Genomic DNA, 21,873 nt, shown 5'->3' on the forward strand with positions numbered 1-21,873 from the left:
CTATTCGGTATCCGAAAAGATTTCCGTGTTGCAGCGTGTCAGTTCCACGGGGGAGATCGCCTCCACCATGGCCAGGGCCTTGGACAGGGTGCTTTCCACCCGCTCCGTGGCGTTGGCTGTGGTGACCACGCCCAGAACCAGCTTGTCATGTACGTCGAGTGCGTCGATCTCGGCAACGGAAACGTTGAACTTGTTCCGCAGCTTTTGTTTCAGGCTCAGGGAAACCTTGCGTTTGTCCTTGAGGGATCGGTTGCCGTGCAGCCTGAATTCGAGAGAGAGGACGCCGATAATCATGCCGGTTCCTGTTGAAAAAAGAATGCGGGCGGCCCATTTGCCAATGAGCCGCCCGCGTCATTGGGTTCTCTATGCTAGTCGATGGTACGGGCGACTTCCTTCGTATCGAAGGCTTCAATGGTGTCGCCGACCTTCACGTCGTTGAACTTTTCCAGACCGATGCCGCATTCGTAGCCCTTAGCCACTTCGCGCACATCGTCCTTTTCACGGCGCAGGGATGCAACCTGGCCGGTGTAGATGACCACGCCGTCGCGCAACAGTCGGGCCTTGCAGCCGCGAGTGATCTTGCCGTCGGCGACCATGCAGCCCGCGATCATGCCGACCTTGGGCACGCTGAAGGTGGCCCGCACTTCGGCCTGTCCCAGGTACACCTCTTCGATGTCCGGGGCGAGCATTCCGCTCATGGCGTCCTTCACTTCCTGCACCAGCTTGTAGATGATGTCGTAGAAGCGGATTTCCACGCCTTCCTGCTCGGCGATCTGCTTGACCTTGAGGTTCGGGCGGACGTTGAAGCCGATGATGATGGCTTCGGACGCACCCGCAAGCAGAATGTCGGACTCGGTGATGGCGCCTGCGCCGCCATGGACGACGCTGATCTTGACCTCGTCCGTGGACAGTTTGTTCAGGGCCTCGGTCACGGCCTCCAGAGAGCCCTGCACGTCGGCCTTGAGCACCAGGTTCAGGGTCTGGGCCTCGTCGTTGGGCTTGGACGCCAGGAAGGATTCCAGAGTGACCTTGGTCTTGGCGGACAGAATCTTCTCGCGCTGTTTCATGGCGCGGCTCTGAGCGATGCGGCGGGCGACCTTTTCGTCGTCCACCACGAACAGCTCGTCACCGGCCTCGGGCAGACCGTCAAAGCCTTGGATTTCCACGGGCATTGCCGGTCCTGCGGATTTGATCTTCTTGCCCTGGTCATTGAACATGGCCCGGACTTTGCCGAAATGGATACCGGACACGAAGCTGTCGCCCTGGTTGATGGTGCCTTCGCTGATGAGCATGGTGCCCACAGGACCGCGGCCCTTGTCCAGGCGCGCCTCGACGATGTGTCCGCGGGCGTGCTTGTCCGGGTTGGCCTTAAGCTCCATGACCTCGGCCTGGAGCAGGACCATTTCGAGCAGTTCGTCGATGCCTTCCTTTTTCTTGGCGGAAACATGGGCGAAGATGGTGTCGCCGCCCCATTCCTCGGGAGAAAGGCCAAGTTCGGCCAATTCGCGTTTGACGTTGTCCGGGTTGGCTCCTTCCTTGTCCATCTTGTTCACGGCCACCACGATGGGTACGCCGGCCGCTCTGGAGTGGGAAATGGCCTCGCGGGTCTGGTCCATGACGCCGTCGTCGGCGGCGACAACCAGGATGACGATGTCGGTCACCTGGGCGCCGCGCATACGCATGGTGGTAAACGCCTCGTGACCGGGGGTGTCGAGGAAGACGATCTCGCCGCGGTTAGTCTGGACGTGGTACGCACCGATGTGCTGGGTGATGCCGCCCGCTTCGCCGTCGGTGACGTTGGACATGCGGATGGCGTCGAGCAGGGAGGTCTTGCCGTGGTCGACGTGGCCCATGATGGTCACGACCGGCGGACGCGGCTTGAGATCCTCGTCCTTGTCGCCCTCGGTGGGGATGAGGAATTCCTGCTCGTCAAAGGACACGTTCTCCACTTCATAGCCGAACTCGCCGGCCAGCAGGGAAGCGGTGTCCAAATCCAGAGACTGGTTGATGGTGGCCATGACGCCGAGACCGAAGAGGGCCTTTATCAGGTCCTGGGCCTTGATGCCCATCTGGTGGGCCATGTCGGCAAGACGGATGGCCTCGTCGAACTTGATCTTGCGTTTGGCTGCCTTCATCGGTTGCGCCTGGGACTGATCGTGATGCATGAGGGGCTGCTGTCCGCGGCGGCCCTTCTTTCTGCGACCCTTGCGTCCCTGGGGGAAATTGTCGCTGTAAAGCTTGTTGGTGTGATCCTGTCCGCCGTCGTTGGCGAATTCCACCACACGGCGGTCCTTCTTGCCTTTTTTCTTCTTGCTGCGTCCGTCGGCCATGCTGGGATCCGGAACGGGATCGGTGCCATTCTGCGCGGGACGCGCACCGGGACGAGCGGGCCTCGCACCGGGACGGCCGGCGGGACGGCCTGCGCCGCGTTCGGAACCGCGATCGGAGCCGCGATCGGCGGGACGCCGTTCGGACTGGGCCTCTTTGGCTGCCTCGCGGGCCTGAACTTCGGCCTCGGTGGGCATGGAAATAATCCGGACCTTGGGGGCCTCGGGCTCCTTCCTCTTCTTTTTCTTCTTCCTGGGCTCGGTCTTTTCCGCCTTCTCTTCCCGTTCGGGAGCGGCGGCAGGTGCGGCTTCCGCCTTTACCTCGGTCTTTTCCTCGGGAACAGCGGGTTCGGAAACGATTTTCGCCTCGGGCGCGGATTCGGAAACGGCTTCGAGTACGGGTGCGGTTTCAGGCTTGACTTCAGGTTCGGGCTTGGCTTCGGCAGGGGCGGGTTCGGGAGCGGCCTCTGCTGCCACGGCTTTAGCGGCCGGGGCCTGCACGACCTCGGCTGCTTCCTTCTCGGGGGCCTGTTTCGGCTCTTCGACGGCAGGCTTGATGATTTTGACCTGGGGAACCGATTTACGCGGGGCCGCCTTGGGAGCAGACTCCTCGACGGTCTTTTCGGCTTCCTTCTCGGGAGCCTTCACGGTTTCCTTCTTGACGGGCGCGGCCTCAACGGATTCGGGCGCGCCGGTCTCCTGGGCGGAGTCTTCGCTTTCGTCGACCGACTCCTCGGCCACGTGCGCGGCTTCTTCCCTGGCGGATTTGGATTTCTTGCGCCTGCGTCGGATGATGACGCCGGATTCGCCCACTCGGCGCACCTCTTTTCTACCGGTGCCGCCTTTCTTCAATTCCGCCTTGAGGCGGTCCACATCTTCGTCTTCCACGACAGTCTTCTGGCTTTTCGCCTGGACGCCGATCTCACGAAGCTGCTGAATGATCTCCTTGTTGCTGAGATTGAGCTCAGCAGCCAAGTCTTCTACCCGAACCTTTGCCGTCATCTAATCACCTCGCACGTTTCTTCATCAGGCCCGCCATGATCTTCGGGAATCGTTCCCTGCATCGGGCCTGGCCGCATACGTAATATCCACGCCCCGGCCAGATCATGGCCGGGTCCGGAACCGGACCCGCGTCAGGTCCGTCCGTTTCTCCAGGGCGCACGAACCGCAAAAGCTCCCGTTTTGGGAACCGTTCGCGGCAAACGACGCACATGCGTTCAGGTTCACGCCCTTGTTCGCTCATGCGTCGCTTCCGTCCGGAGTTTACTTGTTCTCCTCGCCGTCGGCGGGAGTCCCGGTTTCCTCTTCGGCGTCATCGCCGTCCTCTTCCGCTTCGACGGTCTCTTCAGCCTCGGACATCTCCGCGGCAGGGGCCTCGTCGCTCCGGGGGGCGTTCTGCTCGATCTCCAAATCCGGCGCAAGCATGTTGATGGCCAGGCGGATATCCGCAATCTTGCCTTCGGTCATGCCCTTGATGGCCAGGAGTTCTTCGTCGTTGGCCCGCACGATGGAGTCGATGGATTCGAAGCCCGCGGCGAAGAAGTTCTCCATGGGAACTTCGGCCACGCTGGCGATCTGGTCCATGCCCTTGCGTGCGGCATTGAGCTCGCCGTACCGGGATTCGGTGAAAATGTCTATTTTCCAGCCAAGGAGCTTGGCGGCCAGCTTGACGTTCTGTCCCTTGCGGCCGATGGCCAGGGTGAGCTGATCGTCGGGGCAGACCACTTCCAATGCTTCCTCCTCCTCGTCCACGGTAATCCGGGAGATCACGGCGGGGGAGAGGGCGTGCTGGGCGTACATGGCGATGTCCGGAGACCAGACCACGATGTCGATGCGTTCACCCTTGAGTTCCTGCACCACGTTCTGGATGCGGGAGCCGCGGATGCCGACGCAGGCGCCGACCGGGTCCACATCACGATCGCGGGACATGACGGCGACCTTGGCGCGCAGGCCCGCGTCGCGGGCGACGCCCATGATCTTGACCGTGCCGTCGGCCACTTCGGGCACTTCACGCTTGAAGAGCTCGACCATGTAGTCGGGATGCGAGCGGGAGACGACGACCTGCGGGCCGCGCGACTCCTTCAATACATCAACGATATATGCCTGCACCCGGTCGCCGCGCTTGTAGCGCTCCCTGGGGATCTGCTCGTCCTTGGGCAGCAGGGCCTCGGTCCTGCCGAGGTTGATGATCCAGCCGGTGCGGTCGCGGCGCTGAATGATGCCGCTCGCGATTTCGGACACGCGGTCCTTGTATTCTTCGTAAATGATTTCCTGCTCGGCGTCGCGCATCCGCTGGATGATGACCTGCTTGGCGCTCTGGGCGGCAATGCGGCCGAGTTCCTCGATCTTGAGCGGGAAGCCCATTTCGTCGTCCAACTGGGCGTTGGGATCGTGGGCCACGGCGTCTTCGAGAGAAATTTCGCTGACGGGGTCATGCACCTCGTCCACGACAACCTTGAATTCGAAGACCTCGATCTCGCCGATTTCTTCGTTGAAGGCCACTTCGATGTCCATGGTCTCGCCGTATTTGCGGGCCACGGCGGATCGGACTGCCTCCTCAAGGGTGTCGATCAACAGGTCGCGGTCGATGCCCCTGTCCTTGCTGATCTGGTCGATGGCTCTTTTCAGCTCCGACATGATAAACCTCCGCTTGTGCCGGTTGGGCCTCTCCCCCCGGCAGTGATATCAACTAAAATTCGTGGACCAAGGTGATTTTTTTGATGGCGGTCCAATCGAAGCCGACGGTTTCGTCGTCGACCTTGACGGTGACGGTTTCGCCTTCGACCCCGGTCAGCTCGCCCTTGTACTTGCGGCGGCCGTCCATCGGCTCATGGAGCAGAATGTCGACATTGCGGCCTTCGTAGCCGGTCAGCTGATCCGGATTGAAGAAGGGACGCTCCAGCCCGGGGGAGGAGACTTCAAGAACGAAGGCGCCGGGGATGACGTCTTCGACCTCAAGCATGAGTCCCACCTGACGGCTGACTTCGGCGCACTGGTCGATGTTCACGCCGCCCGGAGCGTCGATGTATATGCGGACGACGCGCTTCTTGCCTGAAGAAGGGGAGGTCAGGCCCCAGAAGACGTAGCCGAGGTTCTCAACCTCGGGCCGGATCATCTCCGACAACATTTCCTCAAAAGTCTGGCGCATCGTTTCAATTCTCCCGCCGAACCGGCGTTCCAGTCCGGCAAATAAAAAAAAGGTGAGCCCGAGCTCACCTACGCGAACCCCGCAGGGTCCTTTTATTGAACTCTGCGAAAGGCTTTGGAGCGGGTGACGGGGGTCGAACCCGCGACACCAAGCTTGGGAAGCTTGTACTCTACCAACTGAGCTACACCCGCTCGGAAACGAAGCTATTTATACATATGCACAGGGGTTGTCAACAATCTTGATGCAGAATCTCGCCGGGCCGGAAAAAAACGTCCCCCTCCGGCATTGGCATACATAGTGCAAAACTTCCGCCGAACAGGAGGAACGCCCATGCGGGACAGTACCCAAAGCGCCATTTTCGGGGCTTTATCCAATGAATTGAGGATGTCGTCCATCGCCAATAATTTGGCGAACGTGAACACCTCTGCTTTCAAGAAGGACAAGTTGGCCTTCCATGACACCTTTGTCCGTTTCGCCCATGACTATCTCGTGGATTCGAAGACCTCCATCCGGGGGAAGGACATGTTCCCCGAAGGACACATCATGGCCAAGGCCCGCCTGTCGGCCCAGCAGCCCGATTTTCAGCAGGGCAGCCTTGAGCGCACCGGCAACCAGCTTGACTTCGCGCTGTCCGGTCCGGGGTTCTTTTCCGTTCAGGGCGACGAAGGGATGCTCTACACCAGAGCCGGAAATTTCGTGACCGATTCCAACGGGATGCTTCGCACTGTGGACGGCGATCCCGTCCTGGTCGGCGGCGGTCCGTTGATTATTCCCCAGGGGGGACGCATCGAGGCGGACGGCAACGGCAACGTGCTCGTCAACGGCCAGCCCGCCGGCTCTTTCGATCTCGTCGATTTCGAAGACCCTACAGCACTTGAGCGGGCGGGGTCCAACTATTTCACGGATCCCGGCGGCGCGGGGCAGATTCCGCCCGAGGAGCTCGCCATGGCTCAGGGATTCATAGAGAAGTCCAATGTTGAGGTCGTTACCGAGATGGTCTCCATGATCGAAACGCAGCGGGCTTTCACCATGTACACGAAGATGATCCAGGCCGACAGCGAGCTGGACACCAAACTGATCACCCAGGTGGGCCGTCCCACCGTCTAGCTAGGAGGATTGCACCATGATGCGTTCCCTGTGGACCTCTGCGACAGGCATGATCGCCATGCAGACGCAGATCGACACTCTTTCGAACAACCTGGCCAACGTCTCCACCACGGGCTTCAAGAAGAGCCGTGCGGAGTTCGAAGACCTCATGTACCAGACGTTGCAGATCGCGGGCAGCCAGAATGCCGACGGCACGCGGACTCCGGTGGGGATGCAGATCGGCATGGGCGTGCGCCCCGTGTCCGTGCACAAATTCTTCACCCAGGGCGATTTCCAGAACACCGGCAACCCCCTGGACATGGCCATCGAAGGCGAGGGTTTTTTCCAGGTCATGATGAACGGCGAGGAAGTCTACACCCGCGACGGCTCCTTCGAGCTGGACGATGAAGGCCGCCTTGTCACAGCGGGAGGCCATGCCCTGCAACCGGAATTCACCGTGCCGCCCGAAACCGCCAGCGTGTCCATTTCCGAGACCGGCACCATATCGGCCCTGGACAAGGACGGCAGCGTGCTGGCCCAGGCGGATATCGACGTCTACCGCTTCCAGAACCCGGCCGGACTCATCGCCACTGGACGGAATTTCTACCGCGAGAGTGAAGCCTCGGGCGCGGCTGTGGCCGGGACTCCGGGCGACGAAAACTTTGGGACCATCGCCCAAGGCTTTTTGGAAGGGTCCAACGTGGAGATGGTGGACGAGATGGTCGGCCTGATCGTGGGACAGCGCGCCTTTGAAATCAACTCCAAGGCCATCACCACCTCTGACGGCATGTTGCAGACGGCCATCAACATTAAGCGATAGCGGCCGATCGGGGAGATCGCGCCGCAAGGCAGGTTCGTATTTATGTGGAAGAAGCGGAGTCGTAGCGCCGGGGGAGTTCGGTATGTCCTGGCGGCGTGCCTGGCCGTCGTACTGCTGGCCGCGTCGGTTCCGGCCGGATCGGCCGAAGGCGACCGGTGGAAGGGGCTGGTCAGAAGCGTGGCCTGCGTCAAGGGACCGGATGTCCTTTTGGGCGAGATAGCGGACCCGGTGGACAGCGAGGCGCAACGCCAGTGGCCGACCCTGTCGACCGTCAAACTCTGGAAGGCCTCGGACCGACTCGGCCATGTCGTCACCGTGCCCAGGGACAAGCTCAGGCAGATTCTCGAATATTACATGGGGGAAAAGGCGGGCAACCTGGCCCTGCCGAGCCAACTGACCGTGCAGACCGGCGGCCGTGCTGTGGATTCCGCGGAACTGTCGTCCCGGATCGTCGCCTTTTTGACGCCCAAGGCCAAGGGGCTTGGCGGCGAGGTGCAGTTCAGCAATCTTCAGATGCCGAACCACATTTTTTTCCCGAATGACTACGACCGGCTCGTCATCGACATGAAGGATGATCTCAAACCCGGCCGCAACGACATCATGCTGTGCGGAGTGACTCCGGACGGCAAGGTGGTTTCCCGCCGGTCGGCCGTGATCTTCGCCGACGTGTGGAAGGCCGTTCCCGTCGCCGCCCGGCCCTTGAACCGGAACGAGCGGGTGACCTCCAACAACGTTTCCTTCCGCCGCATGAACCTGGCCTACAACCGCGACGTCTGGGACGGCACCGGCGGACCGTGGCGCATGGCCCGGACCCTGGGGCGCGGACAGGTCTTCACCCGGTCCCACCTGGAGCCGGTTCCGCTCATCGAGCGGGGCGAGATGGTCAATCTGGTCTACAACGGCCGGGGCATACGTTTGTCCATCAAGGCCGAGGCCATGGGCGAGGCGGGCGCGGGCCAGCAGGTTGAGGTCCGCAATACGCAGAGCAACAAGATCATTCTGGCTACGGTGGTCGATAGTGAAACCGTGGTCGTCAGGTAGACAAGGAGCAACGTCATGAGACGCTATTTCATTATGGTAATGGCCTCCATCCTGCTGGCCGCGGGCTGCGCGCCCAAATATCAGGACGAGCCCATGCCCGTGCTCACGCCGCCCGCCTACGAGGAGCAGAATCCGGCCTCCAATCCGGGGTCGCTGTACGACTCCAACAGATCGGAATTCCTGTATGACGACAACCGCGCCAGCCGCGTGGGCGACATTGTCCTGGTTCAGGTCGAGGAATCGGCTTCCACCAAGATCAAGTCCGAAACCAAGGCTGATAAGTCCAACGACATCAACACGTCGGTCACGGCCATGCCTTCCACCGGCCTCATCGGGGGCATCCCCCTGGCCGATACCCTGGGGGCCAGGGCGGGAGTCGGAATCAAGGCCAACCAGTCCTCCGAATTCGAAGGCAACGGCGAGACCAAGCAGGAATCCGAGTTCGAGGCCACCGTGGCTACGCGCATCGTGCGCAGACTGCCCGGCAATATCCTACAGGTCGAGGGCGCCCGCCGCATCCGGGTCAACAACGAGACCCAGTTCCTGGTGGTGCGCGGCCTGATCCGTCAGCGCGACATCTCTTCGGGAAATACGGTCCCGTCCACCAGCCTGGCCGAGGCCCAGATCGAGATATACGGGCAGGGCGTACTGGCGGATAAGCAGCGTCCCGGTTGGCTGTCGCGTATTCTGGACAACATTTTTCCCTTCTAGCCCGACGGCTGGATAACGCATTGAAGAGGTTTGAGGAGTGAACGTCATGACCCTGAATGAACGCACCAACCCCGTGGACTGCCGCGAAGCGACCAGGACGCTTGTCCTGGCGGCTTTGTTCGTCCTGCTCGTCCTGTACCTGGCGGCCGTGCTCGCCCCGGTCGAGGCCCGGGCGGCCCGGCTCAAGGATATAGCATCCTTCAGCGGGGTCCGGACCAACGAGTTGGTGGGCTACGGCCTGGTGGTCGGTCTCGCCGGAACCGGCGACGGCACTTCCAGCACGTTCACCATGCGATCCATGTCCAACATGCTGGAAAAAATGGGCGTGGAGACCAATCCCGACGACCTCAAGCCCAAGAACGTGGCCGCGGTCATGGTTACGGCCAAGATGCCCGTTTCGGCCAAGCCCGGCTCGAATCTCGACGTCACGGTGTCCTCCCTGGGCGACGCCAAGTCCCTGCTCGGCGGGGTCCTGCTCGTTACCCCTCTCAAGGGGCTGGACGGGCGGGTCTATGCCGTGGGGCAGGGGTCTCTGACCATCGGCGGTTTCACCGTGGGCGGCGAGGCGGCTGACGCGCAGAAGAATATACCCACCGTGGGTCGCATTCCCAACGGAGCCGTGGTGGAGCGCGGAGTGCCGTTCCAGTTCAATAACCAGGACCACATGACCGTGAACCTGGATGTGCGCGATTTCGGGACCACCATGCAGGTGGTCAACAAGATCAACGCCAGCATGGGCGGCCAGTTCGCGCGGGCCAAGGATATTTCGACCATTGATCTGGAATTGCCGGACAGGTTCCGGGGCAACATGGTCCCGCTTATGGCTTCCCTGGAGAACCTGGATATTTCTCCCGACGGCAAGGCCAAGGTCGTGGTGGATGAGAAAACCGGCACCGTGGTCCTGGGGCAGGATGTACGCTTGAGCCGCGTGGCCGTCGCGCACGGCAACCTTCAGATCGTGGTTTCCGAGACGGAGCAGGTCAGCCAGCCCGGTCCTTTTTCCGATGGCGAGACCGTGGTCACTCCGCAGACCGACATCCAGGTTCTGGAGCAGAACAACCAGCTCATGCTCATGGAGGGCGCAACTCTTCAGGAGCTGGTGGACGGCCTGAATTCCATCGGTGCCACTCCGCGCGACCTCATTTCAATCATTCGCACTCTCAAGGCGGCAGGCTCCCTGCATGCCGAAGTGGAGGTGATCTAGCATGATAGACAGCACCATGGACCCCAGGCTGGCCGCGAGCGTGGCCGACGCCAAGGACTTGGACCGGTTCAAATCCGAAATGGAGGGGCTTCGGAAGAATTTGTCCGGCGGCGAGCCGGACAAGGCGGCCAAGCTCAAGAAGGCGTGCCAGAATTTTGAAGCGGTTTTCATCGGCAAGCTCTGGGAGCAGATGAAGCAGTCCGTGCCCAAGGAAGGATACCTGCATTCCAAGCAGGAGGACTCCTACATGTCCATGTTCAACCGGGATTTCTCGGAGAAGATGGCCGAGGCGGGCGGCATCGGGCTGGCGGACATGATTTTCGATCAGCTCAGCCGCAAGCTCAAGGAGGCCAGCCATGACACCTTGTCCGGCGGGGTGGATGTCGCTCCGGTCAAGGCCGGGCCCATTCCTCTCGAGCGGTCCGGGAGCGCCATCGCCCTGAATCGCGCCAAAGGCATGACCCTGGAGGATTGGGGCGGCAGCGCGGAGGTCGTAAACTCCAAGGGAACGGTTTCAGCCGCCGCCACGGGAAAAGCGGAAGAGTCCGCACCCGCCGGGCGAGTCCTGAGCGATGTGGAGGTCAAGGCCCGTCTGGAGGAGTTGGCCCGTAGGCTTGAGGCCCGGCGCACCGACGCGGACGTTGTGGGCGGAAGGGTGAGCGGACGGCGGATCGGTTATGAAACCGAGGCTGCCGACGGGGAAGCGGGAATTGGCCGGAAACTTGCAGAAATAGGGTGAGGTTCTGGGAGTGCCAATTGGGACTAGGTTAAGATTTGTTTAGAAAATACAGAAGATTAAGAGTGTCGAGGTAGCAGTATGATCCGTCTGATAGAGGAAAATTTGGTCCGGCAGAACAAGGCCATGCTGCTCATGCTCCTTCTGTTGGAGGAAGAATTTTCCCGCCTCACCCAGCTCAAGCCCCAGTCCGTTTCCCAGGTGGAGTTGTCCATTCAGGAACTCATGCGCCAGATCGTGGCCGAACGCAGCTCTCTTCGCCGCATGGTGATCGCGCTTGAGCCGTCGGCCAAGCGGGTCAGGGATCTCTTCCCCGGCCTGGAGCGCGAGCAGGCCGATTCCCTTCGCGAATTGCTGGGACGTCTCGACGCGGCGGAGCAGAAGTGCGGCGTGCAGGCGGCCAAGAATCAGCAGATGGCCATGGCCCTGTTCGATCAGAGCAAAGGCCTGCTCAATTTCATGCACAATCAGATCAAGCCCAAGTCCACCACGGCATACGGCCGGTCCGGCCGGTTCGCCAAGGGCATCAATGACGCGCGTCTGTTGAGCGGGAGGCTGTAATGTCCTTCGGCGCCAATTCCATTCTCGATATGGGCCGGTGGGCCCTGTTCGCCTCGCAGGTCCAGTTGCAGGTCACGGGCGAGAACATTTCGAACGTGAATACCGAAGGGTATTCGCGTCGTTCGGTGCTCCTTCGTGAGGGAAATTACATCGACTATTCCCCGGGCCAGCTCGGCACGGGCGTGGTCGCTCAGGAGGTTGTCCGGCATTTCGACGAGATGGTCGAGTCCATGTACCTGGGGCAGTCTTCCCTGAGCAACATGTGGGGCAACCTCTGGGAGCAGCTCAAGGGCGTGGAGAATCTGCTCAACGAGTCGAGCGGCACCGGGGTGAGCGACGCCTTGTCCCAATATTTCAATTCGTGGAACGAAGTGGCCCAGCGGCCGGACAACTACGGCGCGCGCCAGACCGTGGTCAACGACGCGGCGACGCTCATCACCACCCTCAAGGCGGTGGACACCAATCTTTCCTTGATGCAGGAGCGGATCAACGGCGAGGTGGCTTCGCAGGTGTCCGAGGCTAATTCGCTGATGAGCGATATCGCCGACCTGAACCGGGAAATCCAGGTCCACCATATCGAAGGCCAAAACAACGCCAACGCCCTGTTCGACGAGCGGGCGCGGAAAGTTCGCGCCCTGGCCGAGTTGGTGGACATCAGTACCATCGACAACGGCGGTGGCAATTTTACCGTCCTGACCGGTTCCGGACAGACTTTGGTGGATGGGGAAAGCTCCTTTTCGCTGGAGTTCCGGGCTCCGGCCAAGACCGAAGACCTGCGGCCCGATTCCGGGTTCGAGGGCAACGTGTATTTCGACGGCAACGACGACTACGAATACACCATCGAGTTCGTGGCTTCCAATGCGGGCGATCCGGTGGGGCAGGTCGGGTCCGGCGCGAACGCGGCCAAGTTCAAGGTTTCCCTGGATGGCGGCGTGACATGGCTCAAGGACGAAGCGGGCAAGGTGCGGTATTTCAATGCCCGCGAGTACGACGACCGCGTCAACATCGAAGGGCTTCAAATTTGGTTCGGCTCCGCGGATGACGCCCAGGGTTCGCCTTCGGGTTCCTTTGTGGACGGCGACCGTTTCGTCATCAGCCCGCACCAGGGGTTGTATTGGGTGCAGAACACCTCCCACGCCGAGGAGATAACCCCGCAGCTCCATTTCAACGGCGAGTCGAATTCCCAGCGGCTCACGGGCGGCAGCATCGCCGCGCTTTTGTCCTTCCGGGACAACTACGTGGGCAAGTATCGGTCCAAGCTCGACGAATTGTCCGAATCCGTTGTCTGGGAGACCAACCGCAGGCACAGCCAGGGCGCGGGCCTACAGGCGTTCACCTCGGCCGACGGCACGTATCAGGTGGATTACGTGAACAAGGCTCTGGCCAGCGATTCCACCGGGCTGGCCTTTGGCGACCGGCTTCAGTCGGGCAGCTCCTTCATGCATATCTACAACGAGTCCACCGGGTTGCAGGTTTCCGCCGCAGCCCTGGATTTCGACGGCAGCGGGGCGACCTTCAATCCGGCCGTGCATACCCTGGAGGACGTGCGCGACGCCTTCAACAGGACCTACGCGGGAACGCTCAATGCGACCATCGTCAACAACAAGCTCCAGTTGGAAGCCGAGGAGGGCTACACCTTCTCCTTCGGCACTGACTCGGCGGGGCTGTACGCGGCGTTGGGGTTGAACACGTTCTTCAAGGGGAGCGACGCCAGTTCCATGGCCGTCAACGAAAAGATTTCCGGAGACCTGGACTATCTGGCGACGGGGCATGTGAACGGCGCGGGTGAGATGAATCCCGGCGACAACACCACTGCCTTGGCCATGTACGGGTTGCGCGAGGTCAACGTGACCATGTCCACGGCCATGGAGGGGACTACGTCGCAGACCATTCTCGATTATTACAACGGCATCGTGGGCAACGTGGGTACGGATACCAACCGCGCCCAGTTCAACCAGAGTTTCTATCAGGCTTTGGCCAACGACCTGGATGAGCGGCAACAGCAGATTTCAGGCGTCAACCTGGACGAAGAGATGAGCGATCTCATCAAGTACCAGGCTTCCTACACGGCGGCGGCCAAGCTCATCACCACGGCGGACGAAATGCTTCAAACAATCCTGTCGCTCAAACCGTAGGCGGGGAATAGGCCATGCGTGTATCACAACAAATGCTCTTCAACAGGTACGTGTACAACCTGAACTCGTCCCTGACCTCGCTTGTGGACCTCAACGTCAAGGCTCAGACGCAGAAGGCTATCAACAAGCCGAGCGACGATCCTACCGGCATGACCCGCATTCTCGATCATCGCGACACGTTGCGCTCGCTTGACCAGTATTCGGAGAATATTTCCACGGCCAAGGGGTGGCTGGGCAGCGCGGACGAAGCGCTCATGCAGGTCTCGACCATCCTGACCAGGGCCAAGGAATTGGCCACTCAGGCGGCCACCGGCACCGTGGACGATAACAACCGCGAGCAGATCAGCTACGAGATGCGCTCCCTGTTCGAGCAGTTGGTCGGCCTGGCCAACTCCGACTTTGAAGGCAATTCCATTTTCGGCGGGCACAAGACCGACGGCCCCGCCTTCAAGCAAATCATGTGGCTGACCACCAACGACGACAACTTCGGCCGCAACGCGGAGTTCACCGTCAACGGCTCCTCGAACTCCACGGTGTTGGTACAGTATTACGATACCACGGGAGCCACGCCCGTGGGTGGCGACATGAACCTTTCGGACCCCAATCTGGGCGTGCGCTATTCCACGGATGGCGGACGCACCTGGCTGGACGGCTCCATGACGTTCAACGGCGGAGAGGGAACATTGGCTTTGCCCGAGAGCGGCACCAGCGTGACTTTTCACGGAGACGCCACCGTCAAGGTCAACGATCCTGAGGACGAGTCGACTTCCGACGGTACCTGGATGTGGATTCGGCCTTCGGCGCAATATGTCGGCGACGACGAGGACGCCCCGCCCCTGGTGGATGCCCTTGGGCCGGGAACGAACCAGATCAGGGCCGAGGCGTCGGGTTCATTCCTGGATTCCAACGTGACCGTTCGCATCGACAACCAGTCGGACGTGGCGATGAACGAGGACATCCAGTATTCATACAGTCTGGACGGCGGCATCAACTGGGTGACCGGCAATGTGGCCCAGGCCGATTCCTCGGCCGGAGAGACCGTGCTCAGCGTGGCCAACGGCGGTATCCTGACGCTGACCTCCGACGGCTCCAACATATTGCGTCCGGGACAGCAGTTCATCATCCGCCCGCGTACCGCCGCCATTAATCTGGACGTCTCGTCGAGTGAGCAGGTCCAGGTCAACAACGTCGGCAAGGACATTTTCGGCGGCATCTACATGGACCCGGATGCCGTGCTGGCGTCCAACGGCTCCATCCTCACTTTGGGTTCCCTGAACTCCGATCGCGTGTTCCACTCGGGGGGCGCGAACATGGCCCTGACCATTCAGGGCGATGACGAGTATTCCAAGAACCTGTTCGAGGTCATGGGCAATCTCGTCGCCTTCACCGAGACCAACAACCAGACCGGCGTGCAGCAGTCCCTGGCCAATCTGGTGGAAGCGCAGGAACACATAATGAACGCCGTGGCCGAGGTGGGAGGAAGGGAAAACCGCCTGTCCATCAGTTCGACCATCGTGGACGGTCTCAAGCTCAACGAGCAGACGCTTCTCAGTTCCATCGAGGACGCGGACGTGACCGAGCTGATGACCGACCTGGCCCAGCAGAAGCTCGTCTACGAGGCCGTGTTGCGTTCCACCTCGATGATAATGCAGCTCAATCTTTCTAAATTTATCTAATTGATGAAGCGATGCCCTTTACTTGCGGATGGACCTCATGTAGTCGGCAGGACGTACTCCGAGAACGTCGGACAAGCCGAAGGAAACACTTGGTAACGACATGTTGATTTTAACCCGGAGACCGGGAGAAAGCCTCTATCTGGGCGACAATATCAAGCTGAAGATCCTGAGTGTTCAGGGGAAGCAGATAAAGATCGGCCTGGACGTGCCCGAAGACATGACCGTCTATCGGGAGGAGGTCTACTTGAAGATCAAGGAACAGAACCGGCAGGCGCTGGAAATCAACCAGCAGGACCTGCTCGCGGCGGCGGCGCTATGGCAAAAGAAAGAACGCAAAAAATAATGACTCGGCTGGGCGAGCGGGTGATAAGCACCGACTCGATCCTCTACTTTCCCCGCGGTCTGGTCGGACTTGAGGACAAGCGCGAGTTCACGCTGCTTCCCGTGAGGGAAGGGGATTCGCCGTTTCTGCTGTTGCAGTGCATCTCCGACCCGGGACTCGGATTGCTGGTGGCCGACCCCTACAGCTTTCTCGACGACTATGACGTGAAGATAGAGAACCCGGAGCGCAAGGCCCTGAAGGTGGAGAACATCCGCCAATTGGCCATCCTGGTGACGGTGACCATTCCGCAGGACAAACCGGAAGACACCACCCTCAATCTCCAGGGGCCGATTGTCATCAACACGGAGACGAGGATAGGTCTTCAGATTCCTCAGACGGAAGCGGGCTATCCCACGCACTTCCGCCCGATCGGGTCCTGAACCCCGGGGCGAACCCCTCTGTTGCTAAACCAGAAGATCGAGGTCGTCGCGAATGAGATTCGCGGCGGCCTTTTTCAGGTCGGGCATATAGGTCCCGTCCTGGACCTGGCGCTTGAGCTGGTCCACCTTTTCGCGGCGGACATCCGGCGCTTCCTTCGCGGTTTGCAGGGCGGCGCCCCGCAACCGGGCCTCGGAAGAGAGAACCACGCGGTCGGCGGTTTCCTCGGACGTCTTCGCGTCCTGCCGGGCGCTGCGGACTTCCTTGGCTTCCGGCCTGTCGATCTTCTTGTTTGCGTAAGGGTTCTGGTCCCCTACAATATTTCTAATAACCATGTTGTACCTCCCGTGGGGACGGGACTATCAAAGCATGGTGCCATCCACCTTTGACAATGCTATTTCCCACAGGCTCCGCAGAACCCTGTTCCTTTCGGAACCATCGACTTCCTGCGGCCCCTGGGGCGTCTCCCTGATTATCTGAACGTCGCCTCCGTCGAGGGGGTATTCGAAGACGTACCGGCAGCCGAATTCATGTTCAAGCTGTTCCAGAACGGCCCGGACCACCGGGGAACGATCGGAGTTGACGATCAGGTTTTCAATGACCTCATGAGCGATTCGCTGCACCAGTTCCCGGCGTTTGGCCTGCCTGGCTATATCGTCCGGGGGCTCCATACCGCCCATCGCCTGCCTGAAACGCGCTAGGCGTTTGGCGTTCGTGAGCTGCTTCCCATAGGTGCGCAGCATATTTCGAACATTGGCGGACGATGCATTCACGGTATTTTCCCTTTCCTTGAATGATACGATCGTCTCCGTGAAAAAAAACTTTAGGGGGAAAGCGAAAAAAAATCCAGACAAGCCGGTCAAGCCGGAGAGGGCGGAGCGTTGATTAAATGGAAAAAGGTTGAATGTTTTTCCAAATTTAACTAAAAAATAACCACCATGAACCGTTCCATAAGAAAAATGCTCATAGTGACCAAGCCGGGGGACGCAGCAGCCGAAGCCGTTCGTGCCGCCATGGCCGGGTTCCTTGCCGAAAGGGGGGTGGCGTTCGAGACCTGCGAGCACAGCCCGGATTCGTGCGGCGACGAAACGGACGTGACCGGTCCCTTCGACCTGGCAGTTATCCTGGGGGGCGACGGCACCTTCATCGGCGCTGCCCGCAGGCTCTTGCGCCTCAATGCTCCGCTCATGGGCGTGAACCTCGGCCGAGTGGGCTTTTTGACCCAACTCGAACGGGACCATTGGCGTCCCTGGTTGACGCGGGTTCTGCAAGAAGGCTTCAGGGCCACGCGGCGGCTGGTTCTGGACTATACGGTGTCGCGTGGCGGCGAAGTGGTTCATTCCGGGCTGGCGGTCAACGACCTGGTCGTCAGCCGGGGGGACCTGGCTCGGCTCATCCGTCTCGGCGTGGCCTACGACGGCATAGATATTTCCGCCCTGCGGGCTGACGGGCTCATCGTGTCCACGCCCTCCGGTTCCTCCGCATACGGCGCGTCGGCGGGCGGTCCCTTGGTTCATGCCGGGCTGTCGGCCTTCTGCGTGACCCCCGTCTGTCCTTTCCTGAACAGCTTCAAGCCCATGGTTTTCCCCGCTGAGGGGAAAATTTCCGTGTGCGTGGAGGATCCGGTCGGCGAGGTCAGCCTGACCGAGGACGGCCAGTCCGTGGTCAGGCTCGGGCCGGGCGACGTGGTGACGGTGAAGAAATCCGACGCCGATCTCCTGGTGGTGGACCTGGGCCCGGTCGCGTATTTCGAGAAACTGAAGAAACATGGTTTCCTGACCGAGAGGTGAACATGGGTTTGGCCAAGAAGTACGATTCGGTCCTTGATATCAAATACGGACAGGACCCCGCACTGGACGCGCTGCTGCTCCATTTCATGTCGGAAAATCATCTGGAATATACCATCGACCCGCTCAAGAACGCGTCGGGCGAGCAGCTTCGCTTCATGATCGCCCTGAGGGAGGGGGAGTTTTACGCCCCGTGTTCGGACTGGATGTTCTTCATGCTCCTGAATCAGCGGCTGCCGGATAGGCTGTTGCAGCGGTACATCGAGCAGTGGAAGCGGTTCATTCATCTTTCCCGGGATTTCTGCACGGACAGGAAGCTGGCCAGACGGTTCATCCAGCTCGCCAGACACAAGTTTCGCATGGTCTTGGCTTCGCCCATCCTCATGCCCTCGCGGTTGATGAAATGGTTCATCACCATTTTCATGACCCAGTCCGGGATCGACGATCCCTATCTGCACATCCGCAGGGGGTTGAACCGGCGGGCCGCCGAGATGGTCGGAAGCGGGGAATTCGATGAAATGGTCCACGCGAGCCCGCCTGCGGGCGATCTGAAGGGCAGGACCGACGACCTCCGTTCTCTGCTGGACAGGCTGGAGATCGAGCGGCTTATGCGTATCGCCACCTTCACGGACCACTGGAACCCTGAGATGTTTTCCCTGGACGGGCTGCGCGCTTCGGGGCTGGCCGAGGAAGTGCGTGAGGGGTCCCATCTCCTTGATCCCATGTTCGAGTACCTGGGCAAGGACGGAGAGCAGCGGCACCGCATCCTCTACCTGCCCAACAGGGCGGGCGGCATCCTGTTCGATCTCAAGGTGGTCAAGGCCCTTCTCAGGCTTGGGCATCGCGTGGTCATGGCGCTGAAGGAAGGGTTCTATTTCGACCATCCCACCTTCTGGGACCGCGATACGGACCTGGAGCTGGCCAAAGCCTTCGAAGGCGCGCATTTCGTCAGCGAGGACAAGCTGTCCAAAAACGAGCTTCTGAACATCATGGCCCGCCATCCCTTTATCGTCATATCCGATGGCACCCGCGAGAAGTTCAATCCCTATCGGATGTCGGTGACTTTCGCCCGCGCCTGGAAGGAATGCGATCTCATTCTGGCCAAAGGCGAGGATTTGTATGACCGGCTTATCCTCAATTCCCACGAATTCACCCGCGACATCGTCAATTTCTACAGGGATGAGGAGGGCGAATTCCACGTCCACTTCCGGGCCAAGCCCGACCGGGTGCGGACCTTTTCCGAGCAGTATATAGCAGGCAAGGCCGATGAGATCATCCGTGAAATGCGTCTGGCCAGGGCGCAGGGCAAGACGGTCATGTTCTACTCCGGGATCATCGGCTCCGTGCCGGGCCAGACGCAGGCGGCCATCGAGGTCATCACCACCTTCGTCAACCACCTGCGCAACCAGCTTGACGACGCGTACATCATCAATCCCGGAGAGCACTTCGAGGAGGGCATGGACGCCGACGACCTGATGTTCATGTGGGAGAAGGTCCAGCGTAGCGGGTACATCAATGTCTGGCGTTTCCAGACGTATTTCGATATTGAAAAGAGCTTCGAGCTGATGGGCCGCAAGGTGCCTCCGGTCTGGACCGGGAAGGACTCCACATACTCCACGGGCTGCACCAAGGAGATGCACATAGCCCTGGATGTGCAGAGGTCCCACCCTGAGTTGCAGATTATCGGACCCAACCCCGAGAAATTCTTCCGGCGGAGGGAGTACGGGGTGGGCAAGTTCTGCGACGTGGCCATCGACTCGTGCGGATAGGAACGCGAAACGGCCCGGAGCCTCATGCTGCAATTTTTCACCGATACCCGAAAGCCCCTTTGGAAGGCGGCGCGTCTCCTGTTGGCTGCGGCCTGCCTGGCCGCGCTCCTGTCCTGCGTGCGGTCCGGTCCGATCTTCGGCCCCCGCCCGGACGTTTCCTCAATGGAAAGGAAGGCCGAGGCCCCCGATCCGGGAGCGTCGGCGGACGCCTCCGAGGACGCGGGTGCGCCCGTTGCTGTCGGCGACGCCGATTCCAGGGCCGGGGACAGCGCCGAAGCATCTGATTTCGCGGGGACGCCCGGACTGAGCCGCTCACGGTCTGTCGGTCGGCTGACTCTGCGGCCCGTGCGCGAGCCTCTGGCCATTCCCGCCTGCGACATGTTCTTTCCGCTGTCCAACGTCGAGGGCGCGCAGAACATGGCCCGTCTGGACATCCGCAGCCAGGGACTGGACTCATGGAAAGCCTTGGAGGACCCGGTTCAGCGCAGCCTTGAATATGCCCTGAACATGCCTGCGGACAAGCCCGCCTTGGCGCGTCCCGGCATGTCGCTCACTTGGGGGCAGGTCGTGCGGTCGCTGGAGGAATTCCTCGACCTGTTGCCGCTTCTGGACGCCGATCCCGACCTGTTGGCCGAGCGGTTCGTCTGGTACGGTATGCGTCAGAAGCCGCTCATGACCGGCTACTATACCCCTGAGATCGAGGCCAGCCTCACCCGGCGGCCGGGCTACGAGTTCCCCATCTACGGCGTGCCCGGCGACCTGCGCTTCGGCCCGGTGCGCGGGCGCAGCCAGTTCTATCGGGTGGAGAGGGGGCAGGTCCTGCCTTATTACCGTCGGGGCGACATGGATGTGCGCAAGGTCCTGGACGGGCGCGGACTGGAGATCGCCTGGGCCAAGGACCCCGTGGACGTCTTTTACATGCAGGTGGAGGGGTGCGGACGCCTTCGGCTCCCGGACGGGACCACCCGCAACGTGCTGTATGGCGCCAAGAACGGCCACGGCTTTCGGAGCCTGGGCCGTATCCTCCATTCCCGTGGTCTTCTGCCCGACGGGCGGTTGGCCAAGGAAGATGTGAAAAAATATTTCGCCAAGCATCCCGAACAGATGTTTGAGCTGATGGCCGAGAATCGGAGCTACGTTTTCTTCCGTTTGGAGGATTCGCCGCCCGAAGGCACCATTGGAAAGCCGTTGACGCCGATGGTTTCACTGGCTACAGACCGAAAGCTCCTGCCGCTCGGCAGCCTTCTGGCCTTCGAGGCCGAGATTCCCGAGGCCCGGGACGGCCGCCCAACGGGCAAGCGCAAGGTCGCGGGGATCGGGCTGGCCCAGGATACCGGCACGGCCATCCAGGGGTCCCGCGTGGATTACTACATAGGCGAGGGCAACGCGGTGGCGCCCATCGCCAGCAATATCAAGACCGAGGCCACCGTTTATCTCCTTATAAGCAAAGAAGCACTTATCAATGGCTGACATCACACAAGATTCCATCAAGAACACCATTCGGGACGCCGTGGCTCACCAGCTTCGGTCCGTTGTGGATTGGCATTTCGGCGAGCCCGTGTACGAGGGCGATCCCGCCGACGATCTGGGCGGCCTGCCGGGCCTGCGCGAGCTGGTCGCACGCCAGCACTGGTGCAATTTCCAACTCTGGCATGTCGAGGACCGCGCCCGCCGTAAGGATGTGGACGCCGGCGTCATTGCGGACTGCAAATACGCCATCGACAAGCTGAACCAGAAGCGCAACGACCTGATCGAGCGGGTGGATGGGTGTCTTGTCTCCATGATTACGCCGCTGCTGCCCGAAGACGCGCCCGAGCGCTACAATACCGAGACCGTCGGAGCGGCCATGGACAGGCTGTCCATCCAGTCGCTCAAGATATACCACATGAAGGAACAGTGTTCGCGCAAGGACGTTGAGGCCGAACATATCCGCCAGTGCGACAGCAAGGTGGGCGTGCTGAAACGCCAGCACGCCGATCTGGAGCGGGCCGTTCTTGAGTTGATCGACGAATATTTCGCCGGGACCAAAAAGCCCAAGGTCTATTTTCAGTTCAAGATGTACAACGACCCGAAGCTGAACCCGGAACTCTACGGAAACAAGAAATAGGGGAG

The 21,873-nt window shown here is 60.8% G+C and carries 22 protein-coding genes and 1 tRNA gene; 15 read left to right on the forward strand and 8 right to left on the reverse strand.

Annotated features, from left to right (window positions below):
* The 6 genes from PSN43_RS10270 to PSN43_RS10295 form a co-directional block, all read right to left on the reverse strand.
* Entirely contained in the window at positions 1-294 is a 294-nt protein-coding gene (locus PSN43_RS10270) for a DUF503 domain-containing protein (RefSeq protein ID WP_272700633.1), read from the reverse strand.
* Between the two features lie 74 nt (positions 295-368).
* Complete coding sequence (gene infB, locus PSN43_RS10275; protein WP_272700634.1) at positions 369-3,329, reverse strand: translation initiation factor IF-2; 2,961 nt, start codon at positions 3,327-3,329, stop codon at positions 369-371.
* A gap of 4 nt (positions 3,330-3,333) precedes the next feature.
* Positions 3,334-3,570, reverse strand: coding sequence for a YlxR family protein (locus PSN43_RS10280; protein WP_272700635.1), 237 nt, complete (start codon positions 3,568-3,570; stop codon positions 3,334-3,336).
* Positions 3,571-3,590: 20 nt separating this feature from the next.
* Complete coding sequence (nusA, locus tag PSN43_RS10285) at positions 3,591-4,964, reverse strand: transcription termination factor NusA (protein WP_272700636.1); 1,374 nt, start codon at positions 4,962-4,964, stop codon at positions 3,591-3,593.
* A gap of 52 nt (positions 4,965-5,016) precedes the next feature.
* Complete coding sequence (gene rimP, locus PSN43_RS10290) at positions 5,017-5,475, reverse strand: ribosome maturation factor RimP (protein ID WP_272700637.1); 459 nt, start codon at positions 5,473-5,475, stop codon at positions 5,017-5,019.
* A 115-nt stretch (positions 5,476-5,590) separates the two neighbouring features.
* Positions 5,591-5,666 (reverse strand) — tRNA-Gly (locus tag PSN43_RS10295).
* Positions 5,667-5,805: 139 nt separating this feature from the next.
* Between PSN43_RS10295 and PSN43_RS10300 the strand changes: the two genes are divergently transcribed.
* From PSN43_RS10300 to fliW, 11 genes are all read left to right on the forward strand, one after another.
* Positions 5,806-6,582 (forward strand): flagellar hook-basal body protein, encoded by a 777-nt coding sequence (locus PSN43_RS10300; RefSeq protein ID WP_272700638.1) that lies wholly within the window; start codon positions 5,806-5,808, stop codon positions 6,580-6,582.
* 16 nt (positions 6,583-6,598) lie between these two features.
* The gene (gene flgG, locus PSN43_RS10305) at positions 6,599-7,381 is read left to right on the forward strand and encodes a flagellar basal-body rod protein FlgG (protein WP_272700639.1); all 783 of its coding nucleotides are present in this window, start codon (positions 6,599-6,601) and stop codon (positions 7,379-7,381) included.
* Positions 7,382-7,423: 42 nt separating this feature from the next.
* Positions 7,424-8,422, forward strand: a complete 999-nt coding sequence (gene flgA, locus PSN43_RS10310) for a flagellar basal body P-ring formation chaperone FlgA (RefSeq protein ID WP_272700640.1) — start codon at positions 7,424-7,426, stop codon at positions 8,420-8,422.
* 15 nt (positions 8,423-8,437) lie between these two features.
* The gene (locus PSN43_RS10315) at positions 8,438-9,133 is read left to right on the forward strand and encodes a flagellar basal body L-ring protein FlgH (protein ID WP_272700641.1); all 696 of its coding nucleotides are present in this window, start codon (positions 8,438-8,440) and stop codon (positions 9,131-9,133) included.
* Between the two features lie 46 nt (positions 9,134-9,179).
* Complete coding sequence (locus PSN43_RS10320; RefSeq protein WP_272700642.1) at positions 9,180-10,337, forward strand: flagellar basal body P-ring protein FlgI; 1,158 nt, start codon at positions 9,180-9,182, stop codon at positions 10,335-10,337.
* 1 nt (position 10,338) lies between these two features.
* Positions 10,339-11,076 (forward strand): rod-binding protein, encoded by a 738-nt coding sequence (locus tag PSN43_RS10325; protein ID WP_272700643.1) that lies wholly within the window; start codon positions 10,339-10,341, stop codon positions 11,074-11,076.
* A 78-nt stretch (positions 11,077-11,154) separates the two neighbouring features.
* The gene (gene flgN / locus PSN43_RS10330; RefSeq protein WP_272700644.1) at positions 11,155-11,634 is read left to right on the forward strand and encodes a flagellar export chaperone FlgN; all 480 of its coding nucleotides are present in this window, start codon (positions 11,155-11,157) and stop codon (positions 11,632-11,634) included.
* Entirely contained in the window at positions 11,634-13,769 is a 2,136-nt protein-coding gene (gene flgK / locus PSN43_RS10335; RefSeq protein WP_272700645.1) for a flagellar hook-associated protein FlgK, read from the forward strand. Before flgN ends, flgK begins: the two co-directional genes overlap by 1 nt.
* Before the next feature lie 14 nt (positions 13,770-13,783).
* Positions 13,784-15,445 carry a flagellar hook-associated protein FlgL gene (gene flgL, locus PSN43_RS10340; protein ID WP_272700646.1) on the forward strand — a complete coding sequence of 554 codons (1,662 nt, stop codon included), beginning with the start codon at positions 13,784-13,786 and terminating at the stop codon, positions 15,443-15,445.
* A gap of 100 nt (positions 15,446-15,545) precedes the next feature.
* A complete protein-coding gene (csrA, locus tag PSN43_RS10345) occupies positions 15,546-15,788 on the forward strand; it encodes a carbon storage regulator CsrA (RefSeq protein ID WP_207262444.1) in 243 nt (80 codons plus the stop codon).
* On the forward strand, positions 15,788-16,207 hold the full coding sequence (gene fliW / locus PSN43_RS10350; protein WP_272700647.1) for a flagellar assembly protein FliW: 420 nt from the start codon (positions 15,788-15,790) through the stop codon (positions 16,205-16,207). Before csrA ends, fliW begins: the two co-directional genes overlap by 1 nt.
* 24 nt (positions 16,208-16,231) lie before the next feature.
* On the opposite strand, the gene flgM is transcribed toward fliW, so the two are convergent.
* A complete protein-coding gene (gene flgM, locus PSN43_RS10355) occupies positions 16,232-16,540 on the reverse strand; it encodes a flagellar biosynthesis anti-sigma factor FlgM (RefSeq protein WP_272700648.1) in 309 nt (102 codons plus the stop codon).
* 27 nt (positions 16,541-16,567) lie between these two features.
* Positions 16,568-16,978 carry a DVU0524 family FlgM-associated protein gene (locus PSN43_RS10360; protein WP_272700649.1) on the reverse strand — a complete coding sequence of 137 codons (411 nt, stop codon included), beginning with the start codon at positions 16,976-16,978 and terminating at the stop codon, positions 16,568-16,570.
* Between the two features lie 165 nt (positions 16,979-17,143).
* Here PSN43_RS10360 and PSN43_RS10365 point away from each other — a divergent pair, with 165 nt between their 5' ends.
* Genes PSN43_RS10365 through PSN43_RS10380 form a run of 4 tightly spaced genes read left to right on the forward strand, consistent with a single transcriptional unit; the run spans position 17,144 to position 21,868 of the window.
* Entirely contained in the window at positions 17,144-17,995 is an 852-nt protein-coding gene (locus tag PSN43_RS10365) for an NAD(+)/NADH kinase (RefSeq protein ID WP_272700650.1), read from the forward strand.
* 2 nt (positions 17,996-17,997) lie between these two features.
* Positions 17,998-19,761 carry a hypothetical protein gene (locus PSN43_RS10370; protein ID WP_272700651.1) on the forward strand — a complete coding sequence of 588 codons (1,764 nt, stop codon included), beginning with the start codon at positions 17,998-18,000 and terminating at the stop codon, positions 19,759-19,761.
* A 24-nt stretch (positions 19,762-19,785) separates the two neighbouring features.
* Positions 19,786-21,231 (forward strand): MltA domain-containing protein, encoded by a 1,446-nt coding sequence (locus tag PSN43_RS10375; protein ID WP_272700652.1) that lies wholly within the window; start codon positions 19,786-19,788, stop codon positions 21,229-21,231.
* The gene (locus PSN43_RS10380; protein WP_272700653.1) at positions 21,224-21,868 is read left to right on the forward strand and encodes a DUF4254 domain-containing protein; all 645 of its coding nucleotides are present in this window, start codon (positions 21,224-21,226) and stop codon (positions 21,866-21,868) included. The genes PSN43_RS10375 and PSN43_RS10380 overlap by 8 nt, the downstream gene beginning before the upstream one ends.
* The last annotated feature ends 5 nt before the right edge of the window (positions 21,869-21,873 follow it).

Source organism: Desulfovibrio sp. Fe33 (assembly GCF_028532725.1).
Lineage (GTDB): Bacteria > Desulfobacterota > Desulfovibrionia > Desulfovibrionales > Desulfovibrionaceae > Pseudodesulfovibrio.